The organism is Massilia aurea (assembly GCF_040790145.1).
In the GTDB taxonomy this organism is placed as follows: domain Bacteria; phylum Pseudomonadota; class Gammaproteobacteria; order Burkholderiales; family Burkholderiaceae_D; genus Telluria; species Telluria aurea_C.
Window position 1 is genome coordinate 33,015 of sequence record NZ_JBFMMP010000008.1, and the last position, 17,321, is coordinate 50,335.

General features: G+C 67.2%; 13 protein-coding genes. 1 reads left to right on the forward strand and 12 read right to left on the reverse strand.

Features of this window, described 5'->3' with window-relative positions:
- Window positions 1-18: 18 nt before the first annotated feature.
- From AB2N08_RS13350 to AB2N08_RS13405, 12 genes are all read right to left on the reverse strand, one after another.
- A complete protein-coding gene (locus AB2N08_RS13350) occupies window positions 19-2,109 on the reverse strand; it encodes an ArnT family glycosyltransferase (RefSeq protein ID WP_367611138.1) in 2,091 nt (696 codons plus the stop codon).
- Complete coding sequence (locus AB2N08_RS13355; protein ID WP_367611139.1) at window positions 2,106-2,486, reverse strand: GtrA family protein; 381 nt, start codon at window positions 2,484-2,486, stop codon at window positions 2,106-2,108. The genes AB2N08_RS13350 and AB2N08_RS13355 overlap by 4 nt, the downstream gene beginning before the upstream one ends.
- Window positions 2,479-3,507, reverse strand: a complete 1,029-nt coding sequence (locus tag AB2N08_RS13360; RefSeq protein WP_370662417.1) for a glycosyltransferase family 2 protein — start codon at window positions 3,505-3,507, stop codon at window positions 2,479-2,481. The genes AB2N08_RS13355 and AB2N08_RS13360 overlap by 8 nt, the downstream gene beginning before the upstream one ends.
- 11 nt (window positions 3,508-3,518) lie before the next feature.
- The gene (locus AB2N08_RS13365) at window positions 3,519-6,446 is read right to left on the reverse strand and encodes a glycosyltransferase (protein ID WP_367611141.1); all 2,928 of its coding nucleotides are present in this window, start codon (window positions 6,444-6,446) and stop codon (window positions 3,519-3,521) included.
- A gap of 4 nt (window positions 6,447-6,450) precedes the next feature.
- Window positions 6,451-7,899: an FkbM family methyltransferase gene (locus tag AB2N08_RS13370; protein ID WP_367611142.1), complete on the reverse strand. Its 1,449-nt coding sequence runs from the start codon at window positions 7,897-7,899 to the stop codon at window positions 6,451-6,453.
- 10 nt (window positions 7,900-7,909) lie between these two features.
- Window positions 7,910-8,950 (reverse strand): FkbM family methyltransferase, encoded by a 1,041-nt coding sequence (locus AB2N08_RS13375; protein ID WP_367611143.1) that lies wholly within the window; start codon window positions 8,948-8,950, stop codon window positions 7,910-7,912.
- 17 nt (window positions 8,951-8,967) lie between these two features.
- Entirely contained in the window at window positions 8,968-10,245 is a 1,278-nt protein-coding gene (locus AB2N08_RS13380; protein WP_367611144.1) for an ABC transporter ATP-binding protein, read from the reverse strand.
- Window positions 10,245-11,045, reverse strand: coding sequence for an ABC transporter permease (locus AB2N08_RS13385; RefSeq protein WP_367611145.1), 801 nt, complete (start codon window positions 11,043-11,045; stop codon window positions 10,245-10,247). The genes AB2N08_RS13380 and AB2N08_RS13385 overlap by 1 nt, the downstream gene beginning before the upstream one ends.
- Before the next feature lie 168 nt (window positions 11,046-11,213).
- A complete protein-coding gene (locus tag AB2N08_RS13390) occupies window positions 11,214-11,969 on the reverse strand; it encodes a Crp/Fnr family transcriptional regulator (RefSeq protein ID WP_367611146.1) in 756 nt (251 codons plus the stop codon).
- Window positions 11,970-12,009: 40 nt separating this feature from the next.
- Window positions 12,010-12,318 carry a VanZ family protein gene (locus AB2N08_RS13395; RefSeq protein ID WP_367611147.1) on the reverse strand — a complete coding sequence of 103 codons (309 nt, stop codon included), beginning with the start codon at window positions 12,316-12,318 and terminating at the stop codon, window positions 12,010-12,012.
- A gap of 59 nt (window positions 12,319-12,377) precedes the next feature.
- Window positions 12,378-13,682: a tetratricopeptide repeat protein gene (locus tag AB2N08_RS13400; protein WP_367611148.1), complete on the reverse strand. Its 1,305-nt coding sequence runs from the start codon at window positions 13,680-13,682 to the stop codon at window positions 12,378-12,380.
- Window positions 13,679-15,616, reverse strand: a complete 1,938-nt coding sequence (locus AB2N08_RS13405) for a CHASE2 domain-containing protein (RefSeq protein ID WP_367611149.1) — start codon at window positions 15,614-15,616, stop codon at window positions 13,679-13,681. Before AB2N08_RS13405 ends, AB2N08_RS13400 begins: the two co-directional genes overlap by 4 nt.
- Window positions 15,617-15,817: 201 nt before the next feature.
- Here AB2N08_RS13405 and AB2N08_RS13410 point away from each other — a divergent pair, with 201 nt between their 5' ends.
- A complete protein-coding gene (locus AB2N08_RS13410; protein ID WP_367611150.1) occupies window positions 15,818-17,257 on the forward strand; it encodes a FecR family protein in 1,440 nt (479 codons plus the stop codon).
- Window positions 17,258-17,321 lie beyond the last annotated feature (64 nt).

The following is a 17,321-nucleotide window of genomic DNA, read 5'->3' on the forward strand; positions in this document are numbered from 1 at the left end:
GTTCAGGCAATGCAGAGGCTACGGTACGACTTGTTGCGCCGGACCGGTGCCGATGCCGATTTCGGCGATGCCGATGCCCAGCGCGCGGTCATCGGGCCATTCGCCCAGCGTGCGCGGGGCGGTCGGGCGCGGTACCTCGATCGTCACGCTGCGCTGGGCGCCATCGGTAGCCAGGCGCAGGTGCACCTCCTGGATGCTGCCGGCGATGCGGAACGGCGCCGATTCCGTTCCCACGCGCAGCAGGAACGGCAGGGTCGTGTTGGCGGCGTAGGCGCGCGCCTTGATGATCAGCTCGAGCTGCTTCGGCAGCGGCCGGGCGAAATGCAGTACCACCTGCTTGCCGGTCGACCAGCGGCCCCACGGCTCCGAGACCGACAATCCTTCGGCGCGCACGATCGGGTTGGCGCCGCCGTAGGCGTCGGTCAGCCTGGCCAGGGCCTGCAGGCGCATGCCGGTATCGAGGTTCAGCAAAGCATAACCGGGCCCTTGCCGCACCGGCGTCACGCCCTCTGGCAGCGCGTGCTGGCCCATGACCAGCAGCCAGTACTGGCGCGCCGGCAGCTGGTAATGCTCGATCGGCGCGCCGGGCGCCAGTTCGAGCATGCCGATGGCGCGTTCGTCGATGTGGAATTGCGCGCGCATGATGTCGGTGACTTCGCTGCCGGCCACCGTGATCAAGTGACGTTCGGCGCGCGGCACGTGATCGCGCGCGGCCTTGCCGGCGCGGTCGGATGGCCAGTCGTTGACGATCTGACTGAGGAAGGTGGACGTCAGCACGCCGCCAAGCACGATCGTGAGCGGCATGCTCACGAACAGGAACAGCGGCGCGGCCAGCCGCTGGCCGCGCGCCCACAGGGCCAGCGTCACCAGTGCCAGTGCGGCGACCGCCCAGCCGCTCCAGGCGCGCAGGTCGAACGCATTCAGCTCGGGGCTATCGACCGTATTGAGCACGTAGCGCGGCACCATCACCAGCGCGGCGCAGACGGCGGCGCCGATCGACAGCGCGACCAGCACGCGCAGGCGCGGCGCCACGCGGCGGTGGTGGGCGGTGGCAGCCGCCACGGCCAGCAGCAGCGGGAACGTGAAGCTGTAATAGCGCAGGTGCAGGCGCAGCACCTCTTGCGGGCCGACGCCGGCGATCGAGGCAGTGTAGGCCACCGTCATGCCGGCGGCCGCGCCCAGCGTGAGGATCGCGTACAGGGCCAGCCGGGTGAAGGGTGCGCCGGCATCCTGGCGCATGGCGGGACTGAACAGCGCGAGCAGCAGGGCGGCCATCGGCAGCGGCATCAGCAGCGCCAGCACCATCAGGTGCGCGCGGCCGTTGATGAACAGCGGCGCCAGCAGGTCCAGCGGCGAACTGCCGGTGCCCGAGGCCGCGGCCGTCGCATAGAACTTGCCGACCAGGGCCAGCGCCGGCTCGCCGGCCAGCACGAAACCCAGGCCGAGCCTGACGCCCAGGGTGACCGCCGCCAGCACGATCGCGGCGACCAGGCCGGCGCGCAGCGAGCGGGCGCCGGGTGCGCGCAACCAGCTGGACCCGACCATGAACAGGCACAGGGCGGGCAGCAGGAACAGCGCATGCACTTTTACCAGGACCATCAGGCCCAGCACGCCGCCGCCGGCCAGCGCCAGCCGCACGGGCGGCCACGTGGCGCGCGTCAGCAGCAACCAGCTCAATACCGCAAAGCAGAAGTAGTAACTGGCCTCCGGCATGAAGAACGCCGTGTACAGATTGACCGGGGCGAGCAGGCTGACCAGGGTAATGGCGAGCGCCGCCAGCGGCGCCGTGACCTGGCGCGCCACCAGGTAGATGAATGGGCCGGCGCCGACGAACAGCAGCGCATTGCCGACGCGGACGCAATCGAGAAAGCCCGTGCCGCAGGCGCTGCTGGCGCTGAACAACCACAAATACAGATAGGACGGAACGAACGCCTCGCTCAGCGGCTGCAGGCGCGACATCTGGCTGTAATACAGCTCGTCGGCGAAGATGGCCGGATTCAGGCCCAGGTTCCGCACCAGCAGCCAGGCGAACACGGCGCCCAGCACGGTAACGAGCGCCAGCCAGGCGCGTGGCGAGTCGGTACGGTCGTTGCCGGTATGCCTGATCATGATGCGCGAAAAATCCAGAAGCGGCCAAGCAGGTAGCCATTGACCGCCACCAGCGGCAGCGAGGCGATCTTGCCGGCCAGCGGGTTGTCGAACAGCGCCACCGCCAGCGCCACGCAGCCCAGCGTCAGGATGTAATTCAGGCCCACCACGCACATATAGCGCGCGAAGCTGGCCCTGGTAGCCGCCTGCGCAAAGGTCACCTGGCTATGGAACGCGTAGTTCACCAGCAGGCCCGCCACGAAGCCGGCGCTGGCCGCGCCCGCCGGGTGCACGCCCTGGGTCATCAACAGGTGCATCAGGCCGACGTCGATGACGGCGCACAGCACGCCGCCGGCGACATACGTGACGAACTGGCGCAGGCGCGCCGGGTCAACCATGTTTGCGACGCCGGAACAGCGTTTTCTTGTGCAGCGGACGACTCGGGACCGATGCGATGTCGTAGTTCAGGAACGCCAGGATCAGCTGCACGCCCATGATCACCGGCAGGGCGGCCAGCATCACGGTGCCAGCCGGGGTTTCGACCTCGCTCTGGGCCGAGGCAATCCAGTGGATCATGCCGTACACGATACCGAACGTGGTCAAGGCCACGCCGATCGGCAGTTCGAGCGAGGCCACCGACAGGTTGCGCAGGTAGTAGTTGTAGAACAGGCGCTTGAAGAAGTTGCGCACGTTCTTGGCCGCGAACTCGGTGATCACCTGCGAGACCTTCAGGTTGCTGACCTCGTCGCCATACACGGCGTCCATCGGCACGTCGACCGCCACCGCGCCCAGGGTATTCAGGCGGAACAGCATGTCGCTCTCGAAGAAGTAGCGCTTGCTGATCTTGTCGAACGGGAGGTAGCGCGCCGCATCGGCGTGGATCGCGGTATAGCCGTTGGTCGGGTCGAACAGCTGCCAGTAGCCCGACGAGAGCTTGGTCATGAACGACAGCATGGCGTTGCCGAACAGGCGCACCGGCGGCATCGCGCCGATGCGTTCGAGGTCGAAGAAGCGGTTGCCCTTGGTGTAGTCGGCTTCGCCGGCCAGGATCGGGGCCACGAACATCGGGATCAGCGAGGCATCCATCTGGCCGTCGCCATCGAGCTTGACGATGACGCTGGCGCCGTCCGCGATCGCGGCGCGGTAGCCGGTCATGACGGCGCCGCCGACGCCCTGGTTCTCGCTGTGTTTCAGCACCGTCACGCGCGGGTCGTGGCAATTGGCCGTGACGAAATCGCCGCTGCCGTCCGGGCAGCGGTCGTCCACGACGTAGACGCGTGCCACTTCGGGGCCGATGCCGGCAATCACGCCGATGATGTGGCGCGTGACGCGGTAGCTCGGGATAACCACTGCAATCACCGGCGCCAACGGGGCCGCCAGCTCGGTGAGGTTCAGATTGTTGATAGTCGAAGTGTTCATTACGGACATTATCAAGTGTTTACTGCTGTGTTGACTACTGGTTTGCTACCCGGCAGGGTCTGGTACCAGCGCTGGCGCACCAGTGCGTCGAGCGCCTGCTGGGCGCTGCCGTCCCAGGTCAGCCACGGCATGCCGGTCGATGGCGGTGCCTTGCCGTCGCGGTGCAGGGCGAGCCAGCCGCCAATCGCGTCGGCGAGGTCACTCGCGGCCAGGCCGTCGAAGTACACCGCGTGCTCGCCCGCGACTTCGCGGAACACGGGCAGGCTGCGCGCCAGGATCGGGATGCCATGCTGGGCCGCCTCGATCAGCGGCAGGCCGAAACCTTCGCCTTCCGAGGCCGCCAGCAGCGCGGACGATCCGGCGTACAGCTTCTGCAGCATCTCGTCCGAGATTCCCGGCAGCCAGAACAGGCGCTTCGATTTCTCGGGATGGGCCGCCATGCGCTCGCACACCTTGTCGACCATCCAGCCCTGCTTGCCGACCACCACCAGGTTGACGTCGACGCCGGCTTCCCACAACAGCTCGAACGCGGCCAGAGCCTGGGCGTGGCCCTTGCGCGGCTCGACCGTGCCCACCATGATGAAGCTCGGGCGCAGCGCCAGTTCGGTCAGCACGTGATCGGCGTCCGGCGGCAGGCCGAAGCTCGGCGCGCTGGCGTCGATGTCGGCGCCCAGATGGAAGTGGGCCAGCTTGAACGGCGTGACGCGCTCCAGGCGCTGGCTGGCAATCCAGCCGGCCAGCTCGTCGGCCACGGCGCGCGAGATGCACAGCACGCCGTCGGCCACCTTGTGCACGGTGCGCAAAAAATCGCCGAAGTACTGCTCGGTCCCGAACGGGAACACTTCGGGCCGCAGCATCGGCAGCACGTCGTAGACGACGAAATAGACTTCCACGCCGCGCATGCGCATGTCGAGCAGCAGCGCCTCGTTCTGCGAGGTGCCGTTGGTGAACAGGTCGAGGCCGAAGAAAATGTCGCCGGGCCGGATATCGGCCGGCGCGTCCTCGAGCACCAGTTCGGTCTCGTCGACGACTTTCATGCCGAAATTGCGGGCGTAGATATAAGGGCGGTTGCCGCCGTGTGAATACACAGGCTCGATGCGCAGGCCGGGCGGCGGATTGGCAATCATCGAGCGCAGGATGCTGCGCACCACGCGCTGGATGCCGGTGCGCAGGTCGGACTGCATCAGCGCCGAGACGTCCACCAGCAACTGGCGCTGCGGCGTCGGCGCGCGGTTGAACGCGATCGCCTCGGCCAGCGCCGGCAGCGCGCGCTCGGGCACCAGCGGCGCGGCCTGGTCGACCAGGCGCCGGTAGATGGCGGCGCGGCCATTGGCAGCGAACTGTTCGATCGCCTCGGCGTACTGGCGGCCGACCTGGGCCGGCGCGTGATGGGCCGCCATGAAGGCCAGAGCGCGCGTCGACAGGCCGTCGCGCAGGCTGCGATCGCTGCGCAGGCTGGCCAGGCTCGCGGCCAGTTCGGCGATCGCAAAGCGGTCGTCCAGCTTGATCAGCAGTTCGTCCGGCAGCGCCGCGGTCGAGCCGTGGGCATTGACGATCGTCGGCGCGCCGTACAGCAGGCAGTCGAGCACCGAGGCCGAGGTTTCGCCGCGCGTGCTGCTGCGCAGCTGCACGGCGCCATCGCAGGCCGCCAGCCAGTCGGCATACGCGCCGGCGTCGACGAAACCGGTGATGCGGATGCGTTCGGCGGCGACGCTGGCTGCGATCGCCTGTTCCAGGTCCTGGCCGTACGGGCCGGGGTCATTGGCGCCGACGAACACGAGCCGGCACTGCGCATCGGCCCCCAGTGGCGAGGCCAGGTAGGCATCGAGCAATTCGGCGTTCAGCTTGGTGCTGCCGAGCATGCCGAAGGTGCAGACCACGAACTCGTCGTCCGCCAATCCCAGGCGTTGGCGCGCTGCCTGTCTTGCCGCACTGCGCGCCGCGTCGGTGGTGCTGCCGTCAGGCCGGCCGCGCAGCAGCGGGATGGTGCGCCAGCCGTCGGCCGCGCCGGGGCCGTACCACTCGGTGGCCAGCTCGCGCGAAAAGTCCGAGTGCACGATCACGCCATTGGCCGCATCGAGCACGCCCTTGTTGAGCGGGTAGGTCCAGATCGACGGGTTGCGGCCGTCCTTGCGGTGCGACAGCAGGCCCGAATAACCGTGCGATTCGTACAGCGCGTGCAGGAAGCCCTTGGGCAGGTACTCCTCGCGTTCGAGGTTGTCGAGCACACCCGAGAAGAAGAAGTCGTGCAGCACCACGATGCCGGGCACATCGCGCACCAGCTCGAACATGTGCTGGTGGGCGTGCGAATTGCCGAAGTGGTAGACCACGCGCTCGAACTCGTGCGCGTGCGCGCGCAGCCAGGCCGGGTCGCGCAATGGCATTTTATTCAGGCGCCGGTCGTCCATCGTCGCTTGCGCGACGACCAGTTCAACGTCGTAGAACCGCGCCAGCTCGGGCACCAGTTCGGCACTGTAGTCTGCGATGCCCGAATGCGTCGGCGGCAGCGGCGACACATAGGCAAGCCTGGGTCGTGCGGCTGCGGCAGGCAGGGGGCGCTGCGCGGCGGCGCCGAGGGCGGCCAGGCGCGTCAGCAGGGCCGCTGCGTCCGGCGTATCGTCGCCGGCAGCGTGCGCCAGCACCGGATACGGCGCATCGGTTTCTTGCAGGCCCATGGCGAGCACCGCGGCCGGCGCCAGGCCGGCGATGGCATGGCGGCGCAGCAGCGCATGCGCCGGGCCGGCCGGCAGGTCGAACGCGCGCACGCGTGCGCCCAGGGCCGGTTCGAGGCGCAGCAATTCGAGCGCCGCGGTGTCGTGCAACGGCGCGGCCACCCACACGTCAAGTTCGCCGGCGGCGCGCGCCAGTGCCGCCGCCAGGGTCAGCGCCGGGGCGTCGACATGGTCGGCATGGCCGAGAAGATCGATAACGATACGCATTGGATTAACTGCCTGTATGAAGATTGCGGACGCGCTGCAGATCGGTCAGCACGGTGCGGACCGAGGCCGGATAGCGGCGCAGCTCGTCGGGCACCGGCGCCACTTCGGGGGGCAGCGGATCGGGGAAGGTCTGCTTGATTGCGGCCAGCTGCGAGGCCACCGGCCGGCCCAGCATCGGGAAGCGCAGCAGCACCGGAATGATCAAACGGCGCAGCAGCTCGACCTGGGTCAGGCGCTTGACCACGCGCTTGAGCAGGTGCGGGCGGCGCAACCCATGCAGCACCCGGCCGACGCCGCGCAGCGGGCGCGTGACCCGCCACGAGGTACTGGCCTGGATCGCGATGATGTGCGCTTCCATGCCCTTGGCCCACTCGGTGAGCTGGGCCGCGCGGGCATGCACCTGTTCCAGTTCATGGGTCAGCACGGCATTTTGTGCTTCCGCGTTGCCGGCGCGCTGTGCTTCTTCTTTCGCGCGGCCGGTCGCGTATTCGGCGCGGTGCAGCGCTTCATCCACGCGCAGCAGCGCATGGTCGGCGCGGTTATTGGCTTCGTCGACGCGGGCATTGGCCTGGTCGAGCCGCACATTGGCTTTGTCGAGCTGATCGAGCAGGCCCTGGGCCTGGGCGCCGACGCGTTCCAGGTGGCCGTGCAGTGCCTGCTCGCGCGCTTCGACCTGCTCGATGACGGCAGTCAGTTCGCGCGCGTGCTCGCCGGCCTGACCGAGCGCGGCGTCGAGCGCGTGCTCGTTGGCCCAGGCCTTGTCGAGGTGGTGCGAGACGTAGCCGTCGAATACGTTCGGCTGGATGTCCAGTTGCGCCAGTAGTTCGGCATGTTCGTCCGCCACGTAATACCGGTTCAGGCCATCGAACCAGGCGTAGCGGTAGCCCTGGCCCAGCACCATGTGCTCCCAGCTTGCGTGATTGGTCTCGCGGCTGTTCGGCAGCGTGGCCTCGATCACCAGCACCCACGGGCGCCAGCGCTTGAAGTCCATCCCGCGCAGCACTTCGCCTTCAAAACCTTCGACGTCGATCTTCAAAAAATGGATCTCGCCGCGCACGTACTCTTCGCACACCGCTGCCAGCGTGCGCACCGGCACCGTGATCTCGGCGACCTCATGGCCTTCGGCGCGGTGCATTTCGGCCACCGATGCTTCGGGCGAGGCCCAGCCGCGCACGGCCGGCACGTCGTACAGCGTCAGTTCGCCCTCGGTCGCGCCGGCCGCGATGGCCAGGTTGACGTCGCGCGGGCGTTGCGCTTCAAAGGCCGGGTGGAACGAGGGCAGCGGTTCGATGCTGATGCCGCTCCAGCCGGCGTCATAGAACGCCTTGGTGACAGAGTGCTCGACCGGGTCGTTCGCGCCTACGTCGATGTAAAAGCCGTTCTTGACGTGCCCTAAGGCGCGCCACAGCAGCACGTCTTCATGGTTCTGGGAGTACGAGATGAAGTAATTCATGCGCTTGCTTTCATGCCTGGACGTTGTCGAACAGCTGGGCCAGTTGTGTCGCTCCGGCGGCATCGGCCTGGCGCGCCAGCGCCTGCGCGGCCGACGGTTTGTCGTACACCAGCAGCAGCACCAGCGCCTGCGCCAGCAGGTCTTGCGGCGCGCTGGCTGCGCGCACGAACACGGCGTCGCCCCAGCCGAGGCGATCGCGCGAGCGCGCCGCGCTGCCGGTGCTCGGGTAGCGGCACAGCGACGAGAAGTCGAGCAGGTAGAAGCCGGCCGCGCGCAGCAGCGTCTCGATCTCGGAGAACAGCGCCTGGCCTTCGTAGATCGGCGCGAACGAGACTTCGCAGTGCACGACATTGGTACGCGCCAGCACCGCGCCCGCATGGCGCAGCGTCGGCAGCTCGAAGCCCTGGATGTCGAGCTTCAGGAAGTCAACCGGGCCGGCATCGACCAGCACGTCGTCCAGGCGGCTGGTGGCCACGCTCGCCGTTTGCACGGTGGTGAGGTGATCGAGGTCGCGCAACTGCGCGGTCAAGGCCCGGTTGAACGGCAGCAGGGACGACGTGGCGTCATTGTTATTGATGTGGAAGGTGTGCGCTTCGCCGTCGCCGATGAAGGTCGGGTACAGCGTGACGTGGCTGTCCGGGTTGTTGCGGCGGCTGGCGTCGATCTTGTCCTGCTGCGGTTCGAAGCCGATGATCCGGTACGGCAGGCCATGGCGCGTGAGCGGCGCGTAGACGTGGTCTTCGTTTTCCAGTTCCTGGGCGCCGATGTCCACCACGGTGAGCGGGCGCGCCAGCAGCGATGCGGCGGCAGCGGCCACGCGCGCCTTGAGTGCGTCGATGCCGGCGGCGCCGGGCGCGCCGTGCCCGAGTGCATACTCGTCCGATGCCATCAGGGCCGCCAGCAGTTCGTCGGCGGCGGCGCCTTCGGCCAGGCGCGCGCTCCACCAGGCCAGGCCGGCCGGATCGGGCTCGCGCCCAAGGAAGCCCCGGTACAGCCCGCGCACGATGGCGGCGTGGTCCTGCTGGGGGAGAGTCGAATCGTGTTCTTGCATGGTGGTGTCCAATCGGGTCAGCGGATGCTGAACTTGAGCTGCGGGTGCAGGTTGACCAGGCCGCCCCAGACGATCGCCGCCGGATTCGGCGCGACCACGAAGCTGTGCGCCTCGTGCAGGTAGTTCAGCACTTTCTCGAACGAGCCTTCGCCATGGCCGCCGGCGCCCAGGCCGACAGTGAGCGTGTACTCGTCCGGGAACAGCGCCAGGTTCAGGGCGAAGCTGGCGCTGATGATGGCGCCGCGTGTGGCCGGCCCCGGCGCATTCTTCATGCAGTAGCTGTTGGTCTCGAACAGCGTGGCGCCGAAGCGGTTGCGGATCTTGAAGCCGACGTGCGGGTCGGCCACGTCTTCGTGCAGCAGGTAGTCGACTTGCAGCGTGACCATCTCGTCGGCCATCAAGGTGGCGCGCGCCTCGCCGTGGCGGTCGAGCAGGCGCACGCCGACGCAATCGGCGCCGGGGGTGGTGATGCTGCCGGTCTTGCCGGTCACCACGGTCAGGTGTTCGCGTTCGATCGGCGCTAACTGGGTTGCGCCGTCCTGGATCATGATCGCGTCCGGCGCCTGGTCGAGCCGGCCCAGCAGTTCGGCCTGGTACAGATCGAGCGCATCGGCCGGCGCGCCGTCGAAGGCGACCTTGCCACCGCGCAGGAAGATGCAGCGGTTGCAGATATTCAGCACCGTGCCGGCGCTGTGCGAGACGAACAGCAGCGTGGTGCCGGCCTTGATGAAGCCTTCGATGCGGGCGTAGCATTTCTGCTGGAAGAACACGTCGCCCACGGCGAGCGCTTCGTCGACGATCAGGATGTCGGGCCGCACGCAGGTCGCGACGGCAAACGCCAGGCGCACCTGCATCCCGCTCGAGTACACGCGCACCGGCTGGTCGATGTAGTCGCCGATGTCGGCAAAGGCCAGGATCTCGGGCATCAATGCCTCGACCCGGGCCGCGTCCAGCCCGATCATCTGGCCGGCCATCAGTGCGTTCTGGCGGCCGGTGAAGTCGGGATGAAAGCCCAGGCCCAGTTCGAGCAGGGCGGCCACGCGGCCTTCCAGGGTGACCGCGCCGGTGGTCGGTTGCGTGGTGCCGGTGATCAGCTTGAGCAGCGTGCTCTTGCCGGCGCCGTTCACGCCGATCAGGCCGACGGCTTCGCCCGGCTCGATCGTGAAGCCGATGTCTTCGAGCACCCACTTGAGCGTGTGGCGCTGGCCCGGCAGGGTCCAGTCCGCCAGGCGTGCCCAGCGGTTGCTATATTGTTTGTAGGCCTTGCCCAGGCCACTGGCAACGATCGATCCCATTACAGTTCATCCACGATTTCGCCGGCGCGCTTGCGGAACATGCGCAGGCCGAGCGTGCACAGCAGCAGTGCGATGATGAGCGGATAGACCAGGCTGCCCCAGTCCGGCGGCGTACCCTTGACCAGCACGCCTTGCCAGGCGGCGATGATCGGGGCCATCGGATTCCAGTCGAGGATCGGGCGCACGTGCTCGGGCAAGATACTGGCCGGATACACGATCGGCGTGAGCCAGAACCAGAACTGGACGGCGATCGTCATGAACTGGCCGACGTCGCGGAAGAACACGTTGAGGATGCCGACGACCATGCCGATGCCGAGCGCCAGCATCACCTGCAATACCAGCACCGGAAGGAGCGTGAAAAACGTCAGGCCCGGGAAATTGCCGGTAATGACGAGAAACACGACGAACAGGCCGAAGATGATGCCGAAGTTGACCAGCGCATTGAGCGTGACGATCACCGGCAGGCAGATGCGCGGGAAGCTGACTTTTTTCAGCAGATTGGACTGCTCGAGAAACATGGTCTGCCCGCGCCCGACGATCTCGGCGAACAGGCCCCAGGTCAGGATGCCGGCGCACAAATAGATGGAATAGGCGAAGGTCGAATCCGAGCCCGGCATCTTGGTGCGCATGACTTCGGCGAAGATCACGGTGTACACCAGGATCATTGCAAGCGGGCTGAGCAGCGACCAGACCGCCCCCAGGATCGCATTGGCGTATTTCGACTGGAATTCGCGTTGTACGCTGCCCAGGACGAAACCGCGATAGGCCCACAGGCCGCGCAGCATCAGGGGCAGGATCATGGAATGGAAGTGTTCGGAAGCGCCTCGCAAGAGGGCGGTAGTGTTGTCGTCATAGTAATGCGGGCTGCGATAAGAGCGGAATTATACCCCACGGTCCAGCACACAAATTGTTCAATTGTAACGACGTGTCATGGCGCGTGACACCTGGAAAAGCGCCGTGAATGGCGTTCAGCCGCCCTGCGCCAGCCGCTGCAGCGCGTCCGGATCGAGGATGATCAGGCGGTGGGCATCCTTGAGCACGACCCCTTGCTGCGCCAGCACCAGCAGGGCGCGGGTGACCGTTTCGCGGCTGGTATTGATCATGTTGGCGATGTCCTGGTGCGTCGGCAGGTTCTCGACCACGCGCTGGCCTTCCTTGTCCTCGGTCTGCGGCATCAGCGCGATGTAGGTGTAAATGCGGCGCGTCGTGTTGTTGATGCTCAGCAGCGCGCGGAACTCGGAATCGCGCTGGATCTTCTGGGCCAGGTGGCCGAGCATCTTGTGCGCCACCGACGGCGAGTGCGAGAACAGGTGCATTGCAGTCGAGGCCGGCAAGAACGCGACCAGCACCTCGGTCGTGGCCACCACCGACGCCGAGCGGGTCGAGCCGTTGATCAGCGCGATCTCGCCAAAGAAGTCACCCGCCGCCAGCATCCGCAGGCCAACCGCGCGCCCGTCTTCGGTCACGTCGACCACCTGCAACTGGCCAGACAGCAGAAACAGCAGGGCGTCGGCAACGCCGCCCTTGTGTAGTACCACGGTGCGTTTCGGGAAATGGCGATAGCGCATTTCGCTCTTGACGCGCGCGATGTCTTCGTCGCTCAGATCGGCCAGCAGGGGGATCTTGCGCAGGTGAACCTGAACCTGGTGTTCCTTGAGTTGCGGCGCAGCGCCGGCTGCCGCCTCCGGCACGGGGGCGGCAGCGGCAGCAGCGGCTGATTTCACGGAAAGCTTGGCGCTGGAACTCATCGGTGTGTCGGTCTCTTCAAAAATGCCCGGCCACGAACACGGCCAGGGCGGCGCAGCCGATGCCGGCCGCATTGGCGCCCAGGTCGCGCCAGCAGAAGCGGCGGTCGGGCACCAGCGCCTGCAGGCATTCGATCAGCCAGCCGAACACCAGCAGGCCCGCCATCCAGCACGCCGCTTCGGCACTGTCTTGCGCGATGCGCAGGGCCAGCACGGTCAGCAGCGCAAAGGCGCCAAAATGCAGTAGTTTATCGTTCGGCAGAGGCGGCAGCCAGCGGTTGGGCACCAGGCACCCGACACACAGGCCGAGCGACGCGCAGACAAACAAAATCGCTTCCAGTCTCACCAGGCGGGCTCTCTACAGAATCGGGACCGCGATTGTACTGCCTACGGCGTGTGCCATTGCCAGCTCAACTGCAGTTGGCGGTTATTGTACTGAAAGATCGAGATGTTCTCGCGGTTGCGCACCGCGCGCGCCTCCAGAACAACACTCTGCTGCTTGCCGATCTGGTAAGTGAGCGACGCGCGCAGCACGTGCGTGCGCTGGGCCCGCACCTGGTCGATCAGCAGTTCGGGCGAGTAGGCGCTGGCGCTGTCCCAGGTCTGGCGCGTGTAGGCCAGTTCGCCCGTCGTGTTCCAGCCAAGCGGGCGGCGCAGGTTCAGACTGACGTAGGCGCCATGCCGGTCGCCGCCCGGGCGGTCGGCCAGCGCGCGGTCGGATTGCACGCCGGCGGTGACGGTGGCGCTGAGCGCGCCCGTGTAGTGGCTCAGCAGCAGGCGCCCCTCGATCAGGTTGGCGTCGAATGCGCTCAGGGTGGCGTAATCGGTGCGGGTGACGGCGCCGATCACGTGCAGCTGGGTGCGCGGCGGCAGCGGCACGGGCGGCGTGACGCGCAGCTGGGCTTGGCCCTGGCGCTGGTACAGGTGGCCGCCCATGCCCGTCAGTCCGAGCGAGGCGGTGCCGCGCACCAGCCAGGTGTCCAGGCGCCAGGGCGATTCGACGCCGCCGTACAGCGCCGTGGTGTCGTAGTCGCGCAGGCTGTCATAGCGCCGGCCCTGAAATTGCAGAAAGCCCAGCGTGCCGTTGGCGGTGACGTCGCGCACGTAGTCGGCGCTCACTTGCGTGTAGCCATCGCGCTTGGGCAGGAAGTCGTCCAGCAGCGGCAACTCCACTGTGCCGTCCGGGCCTTCGACGATGAACGACGAATTGCTGGCGCCCTGGTTCACGTTGTCGTCGATGCCGCGGCTGACGCTGATGGCGGCGGTGCTCGCTGGCGTCCAGCGCATGCAGCCGGTGTCGCGCGCCTCGGCGATCAGCTCCAGGATTTCGCGGCGCGGATTGAAGCGTGTCTCGACGTTGGCGAACAGGCGCTCGGCCTCGTCGCCCTGGCCCAGGCTGCACTGGATCAGCGCCAGGTCGAGCCAGGCGCCGGCGTGCTGCGGCACGATGCCGATCAGGCGCGACATCTGCTCCGACGCATCGCTCTTGCGGCCTTCGGCCAGCGACTGCAACGCTTCCTGGTACAGCAGTTCTTCGGGCGTGCGCACCGCTTGAGCGGGTGGATCGGGCGGGGCCGCGTCTTCAGGGCTGGCGCCGGGGGGCGGGCTGCCCGATTGCGCGAGCGCGCCGGCGCAGGTCAGCGCCAGGCTCAGGCCGGCAACCGCGCGCACAACGTTGGATGACCGGTTCAAGATGCCTGCTCCGGTGCGGGACTGCTGGTGGGCAGACTGGGTTCGAATGTATACAAAGGTGTCGCTCTTTCTTTGCCGCGCAGCAGGCGCTCGCCGAGGGCGAGGAAACGGTGGCGCCGGCTGCGCTCCACCGTTCCCGGACCGATAATGACATTGTGCGTGAAATCACGCGCTACCTGCTCCAGGCGGGCCGCCGTATTGACGCCGTCGCCGACGGCAGTATAGATGCTGCGGAACGTCGTGCCAAAGTCGCCCGCCATCGCCGCGCCGCTTTCGATGCCGATGCGCACCCGCAGCGGCTGGTAGCCCTGGCGCACCCGGCTCTCGCTCAGTCCGGTCACGCGCAGTTGGATCGCGCGCGCCGCGTCGAGCGCCAGGTCGGCATGCTCGGCCTGCGGCAACGGCGCGCCCCAGAACGCCATCATGCCGTCGCCCGTGTACTTGTCGAGCGTGCCCTGGTGGTCGATCACGGGGCCGGTGAGGCAATCGAGGAAGTCGCGCGTGAGCGTGGCCGCCGCTTCCACCGGCAGCGTCTCGACCTGGCTCGTATAACCCTCCATGTCGGCCACCAGTGTGGTGACGTCGCGCTGGCGCGGGCGCAGCGGATCTTCTTCTTCGCTGCGCAGCAATTGCTCGACCACGGCCGGCGCCACGTATTGGCGCAGCGTCTGCAGCAGGTGGCGCGAGCGGCGCTGGGCTTGCTGCCAACCATACGGGACGGCTACCGCCAGCAGGAACAGGTTGGTGCCCAGCGGCCCCACCGGCGCGAACACCGGATCGTGCGGCGCCACGAGATACGCCAGCGCCAGCCACAGGGCCGAGCTGGCGCCCAGCAACAGCACGCAGTTGGCAGCCGACAGGCGCGGGAAGGCAAACGTGCAGGCCACGCACGAAGCCAGCGCGAACAGGCAGGCAATCAGGCGCCCCGGCCACGGCGCCGGCTGCTTGCCCTCCTGGCGGTCGAGCAGGGCGGACAGGATGGTCGCCTGCACCCCCAGGCCAGGGCGGTTGGCGGCCAGTGGCGTCGAAACGCGGTCGCCCATGCCCAGTGACGACGAGCCGATCAGCACCAGGCGCTCGCTGGCGCCCTCGGGCGCGATCCGTTGCGCCAGGATGTCGCCGGCACTGACCACCGTGTAGGCGCGCCAGTCGCGGGTATACGGAATGCGCATCAGGCCGCCATCCTCGACCGCCAGTGCTGGCCGCCCGGTGCAGCAATTGACCAGCGCCAGCCCGAGCGACGGGTAGGCCTTGCCGGCAAACTGCGTCACGAGCGGCACGTGGCGCAGGGCGCCGTCGGCATCCGGGATGAAGCCGATGGCGCCGACGTGCGGCGCCCGCGCCAGGGCCGGATAGTTGCCGATGAAGCCAGTGGCCGGTACGCCGGCTGCCCGTACGCCGGCTGCCCGTATTCCGCCGGCATCGTCGGCGATTGCACCGCCCAGGTAGCCGTCGAGCACCGGCTGCGGCCGGTTGCCGGCGAAATCGAAATCGAAGGCCTGGGCCGGCACCAGCGGGCCGTGCGCGGCGAGCAGGGCCAGGCGGGTGTCGCCGTCGGTGCCGCTGGCCGCCGGCAGCAGGATATCGAGGGCCACGCCGCGAGAAGCGTAGTGGGTCAGCAGGACTTCAACGAGATGCGCCAGCCGTTCGCGCGGCCACGGCCACGGGCCGAGTTCGCCAAGCGAGGCTTCGTCGATATCGACGACCAGGATGCGCGGCTCGGGCGTGGTGCTCACCTGCAGGCGCAGGAAGGCGTCGCGCAGCCATTCATCGGGCAGGAACGACACCTCGTTCATGACGATCCGCGTCCACCTGTTGTCGGATGGCGACAGGGCTGCGGGCGCGCTCCATTGCGTCCACAGCGTTACCAGAAAGGCCAGCGCAGCGATGATCCAGCGGCCCCGGGTACGTGCTTGAGTTCTCGGTTCAGCCACGTGCTGCGCTCTTGTCGAAGAATTGGTTGGTCAAGTGTAGTGACGCAGTATAACGGTCGGGTTGCTCGATTGCATTGTTTTTTTGGAAATACGACACGCCGAAATGACGATGGCCGCGCTCGGCCTTTGCGCTAGAATGTGATAACCGTCACAGCAGCGCGTCATGGCGACGCGGTACAGTGGCGAGGAAAGGGGTCTATCTTGCACAAATTATTCATTACCGCCACGCTTGCATGCGCCGCGCAGTTCGCCCATGCCGCAGAGGCGGGCAAGATCATCTTCGTGGCTGGCGCCGCCACGGCCGGCGAGCGTGCGGCCGTCGAAGGGGCGCGCGTTGAAGAAGGGCAAATGCTGTCCACCGGCGCCGACGGCTATATGTATGTCAAGACCGCCGACAATGGCCTGTTCATCCTGCGCCCGCAGACCCAGGCCCGCATCGTCACCTACCAGATCGACAAGCAGAACCCGGCCAATACCCGCGTCAAGTTCGAGCTGCTCAAAGGCACCGCACGCAGCAAGTCCGGCGACGCGGTCAAGCAGGCGCGCCAGAACTTCCGCTTCAATACGCCCGTGGCCGCCATTGGCGTGCGCGGCACCGATTTCACCGTCGCCACCGACAACGATACCTCGCGCGTCTCGGTGTTTTCGGGCGGCGTCGTCGTGAGCGGTTTCGTGGGCGGCTGCCGTCCCGACGGGGCAGGGCCATGTGAAGGCGCGGCCAGCCGCGAACTGAGCGCCGCCCAGCGTGGGCAACTGGTGCAGGTCACGCGTGGCCAGGCTGCACCGCAAGTGCTCGAGGCCGGCGGCCAGAGCCCGGACCAGGCCGCGCCGCCGCGTCCGGATGAGCCGCTGACCAGGAAGGATGCCGATCAGCCCAAGGTCAATGTTGAAGTGGCCAAGAACCTTGGCCTGAACACGGCCATCGACAAGGTCGTCAAACCCGATCCGGCCGAGCCGGACACCCCGCCGGTCGATCTGCCAGAGGTGGAAACGCCGGTGGTGGTGGTGCCGACGCCGACGCCGGAAGTGCCGCCGGTAACCGAGGTGCCCGTGACGCCGGTGCCGGTGCCTGAGCCGGCAGTGCCAAGCAATCCGCCGCCGCTGGTTGGCGTGCCCAACCCGACCGAGCGCTTTGCGGTCTGGGGCCGGTGGCAGCCGGTGAACGGCGCAGCGCCAACGCTCGACTTCGCCGCCCAGGAGGCGACGAATGAGCGGATCGCGCTCAATGGTTATTTCGCGCTGTTCCGGACACCCGGCAAAGAGTATGTTGCGCCGAATAACGGCAGTGTCGGATTCAGCCTGCGCAGTAGTGAAGCGTATGTAACGACCGAATATGGTGGCGGTAACATCGTGACCGCGCCGGCGACCTTGTCGAATGGCGCGCTGACTGTCGATTTCGGCAAGCGCAGTTTCAATACCAGTATGGATCTGATCACGCGTACCGACACTGTCAAGTTGCGCGGCGAGGGCGCCGTCACTAGCGATGGTCGTCTGTACAGTAATGCTGCAGGGCGCAATGGCTACCTGAACGTGCAGGGGCTGCTGACCAATGAGCGTGGCCCATCGTCGACGGCGGCGACGATTTTCGACGGTCGCATCGACGCTCGCCGAACAGTGAATGGCGCTGCCACCTGGCGCTGATCATTTGCATTTTCGATAATAAAAAACCCCGGAGTTTCCGGGGTTTTTTCATTTAACGAATATT

Coding starts and splice junctions, on each gene's coding strand:
- AB2N08_RS13360 (WP_370662417.1), bottom strand. CDS start 3,507: ATGAACACTTCGACTATCAACAATCTGAACCTCACCGAGCTGGCGGCC.
- AB2N08_RS13350 (WP_367611138.1), bottom strand. CDS start 2,109: ATGATCAGGCATACCGGCAACGACCGTACCGACTCGCCACGCGCCTGG.
- AB2N08_RS13355 (WP_367611139.1), bottom strand. CDS start 2,486: ATGGTTGACCCGGCGCGCCTGCGCCAGTTCGTCACGTATGTCGCCGGC.
- AB2N08_RS13375 (WP_367611143.1), bottom strand. CDS start 8,950: ATGCAAGAACACGATTCGACTCTCCCCCAGCAGGACCACGCCGCCATC.
- AB2N08_RS13385 (WP_367611145.1), bottom strand. CDS start 11,045: ATGATCCTGCCCCTGATGCTGCGCGGCCTGTGGGCCTATCGCGGTTTC.
- AB2N08_RS13370 (WP_367611142.1), bottom strand. CDS start 7,899: ATGAATTACTTCATCTCGTACTCCCAGAACCATGAAGACGTGCTGCTG.
- AB2N08_RS13365 (WP_367611141.1), bottom strand. CDS start 6,446: ATGCGTATCGTTATCGATCTTCTCGGCCATGCCGACCATGTCGACGCC.
- AB2N08_RS13380 (WP_367611144.1), bottom strand. CDS start 10,245: ATGGGATCGATCGTTGCCAGTGGCCTGGGCAAGGCCTACAAACAATAT.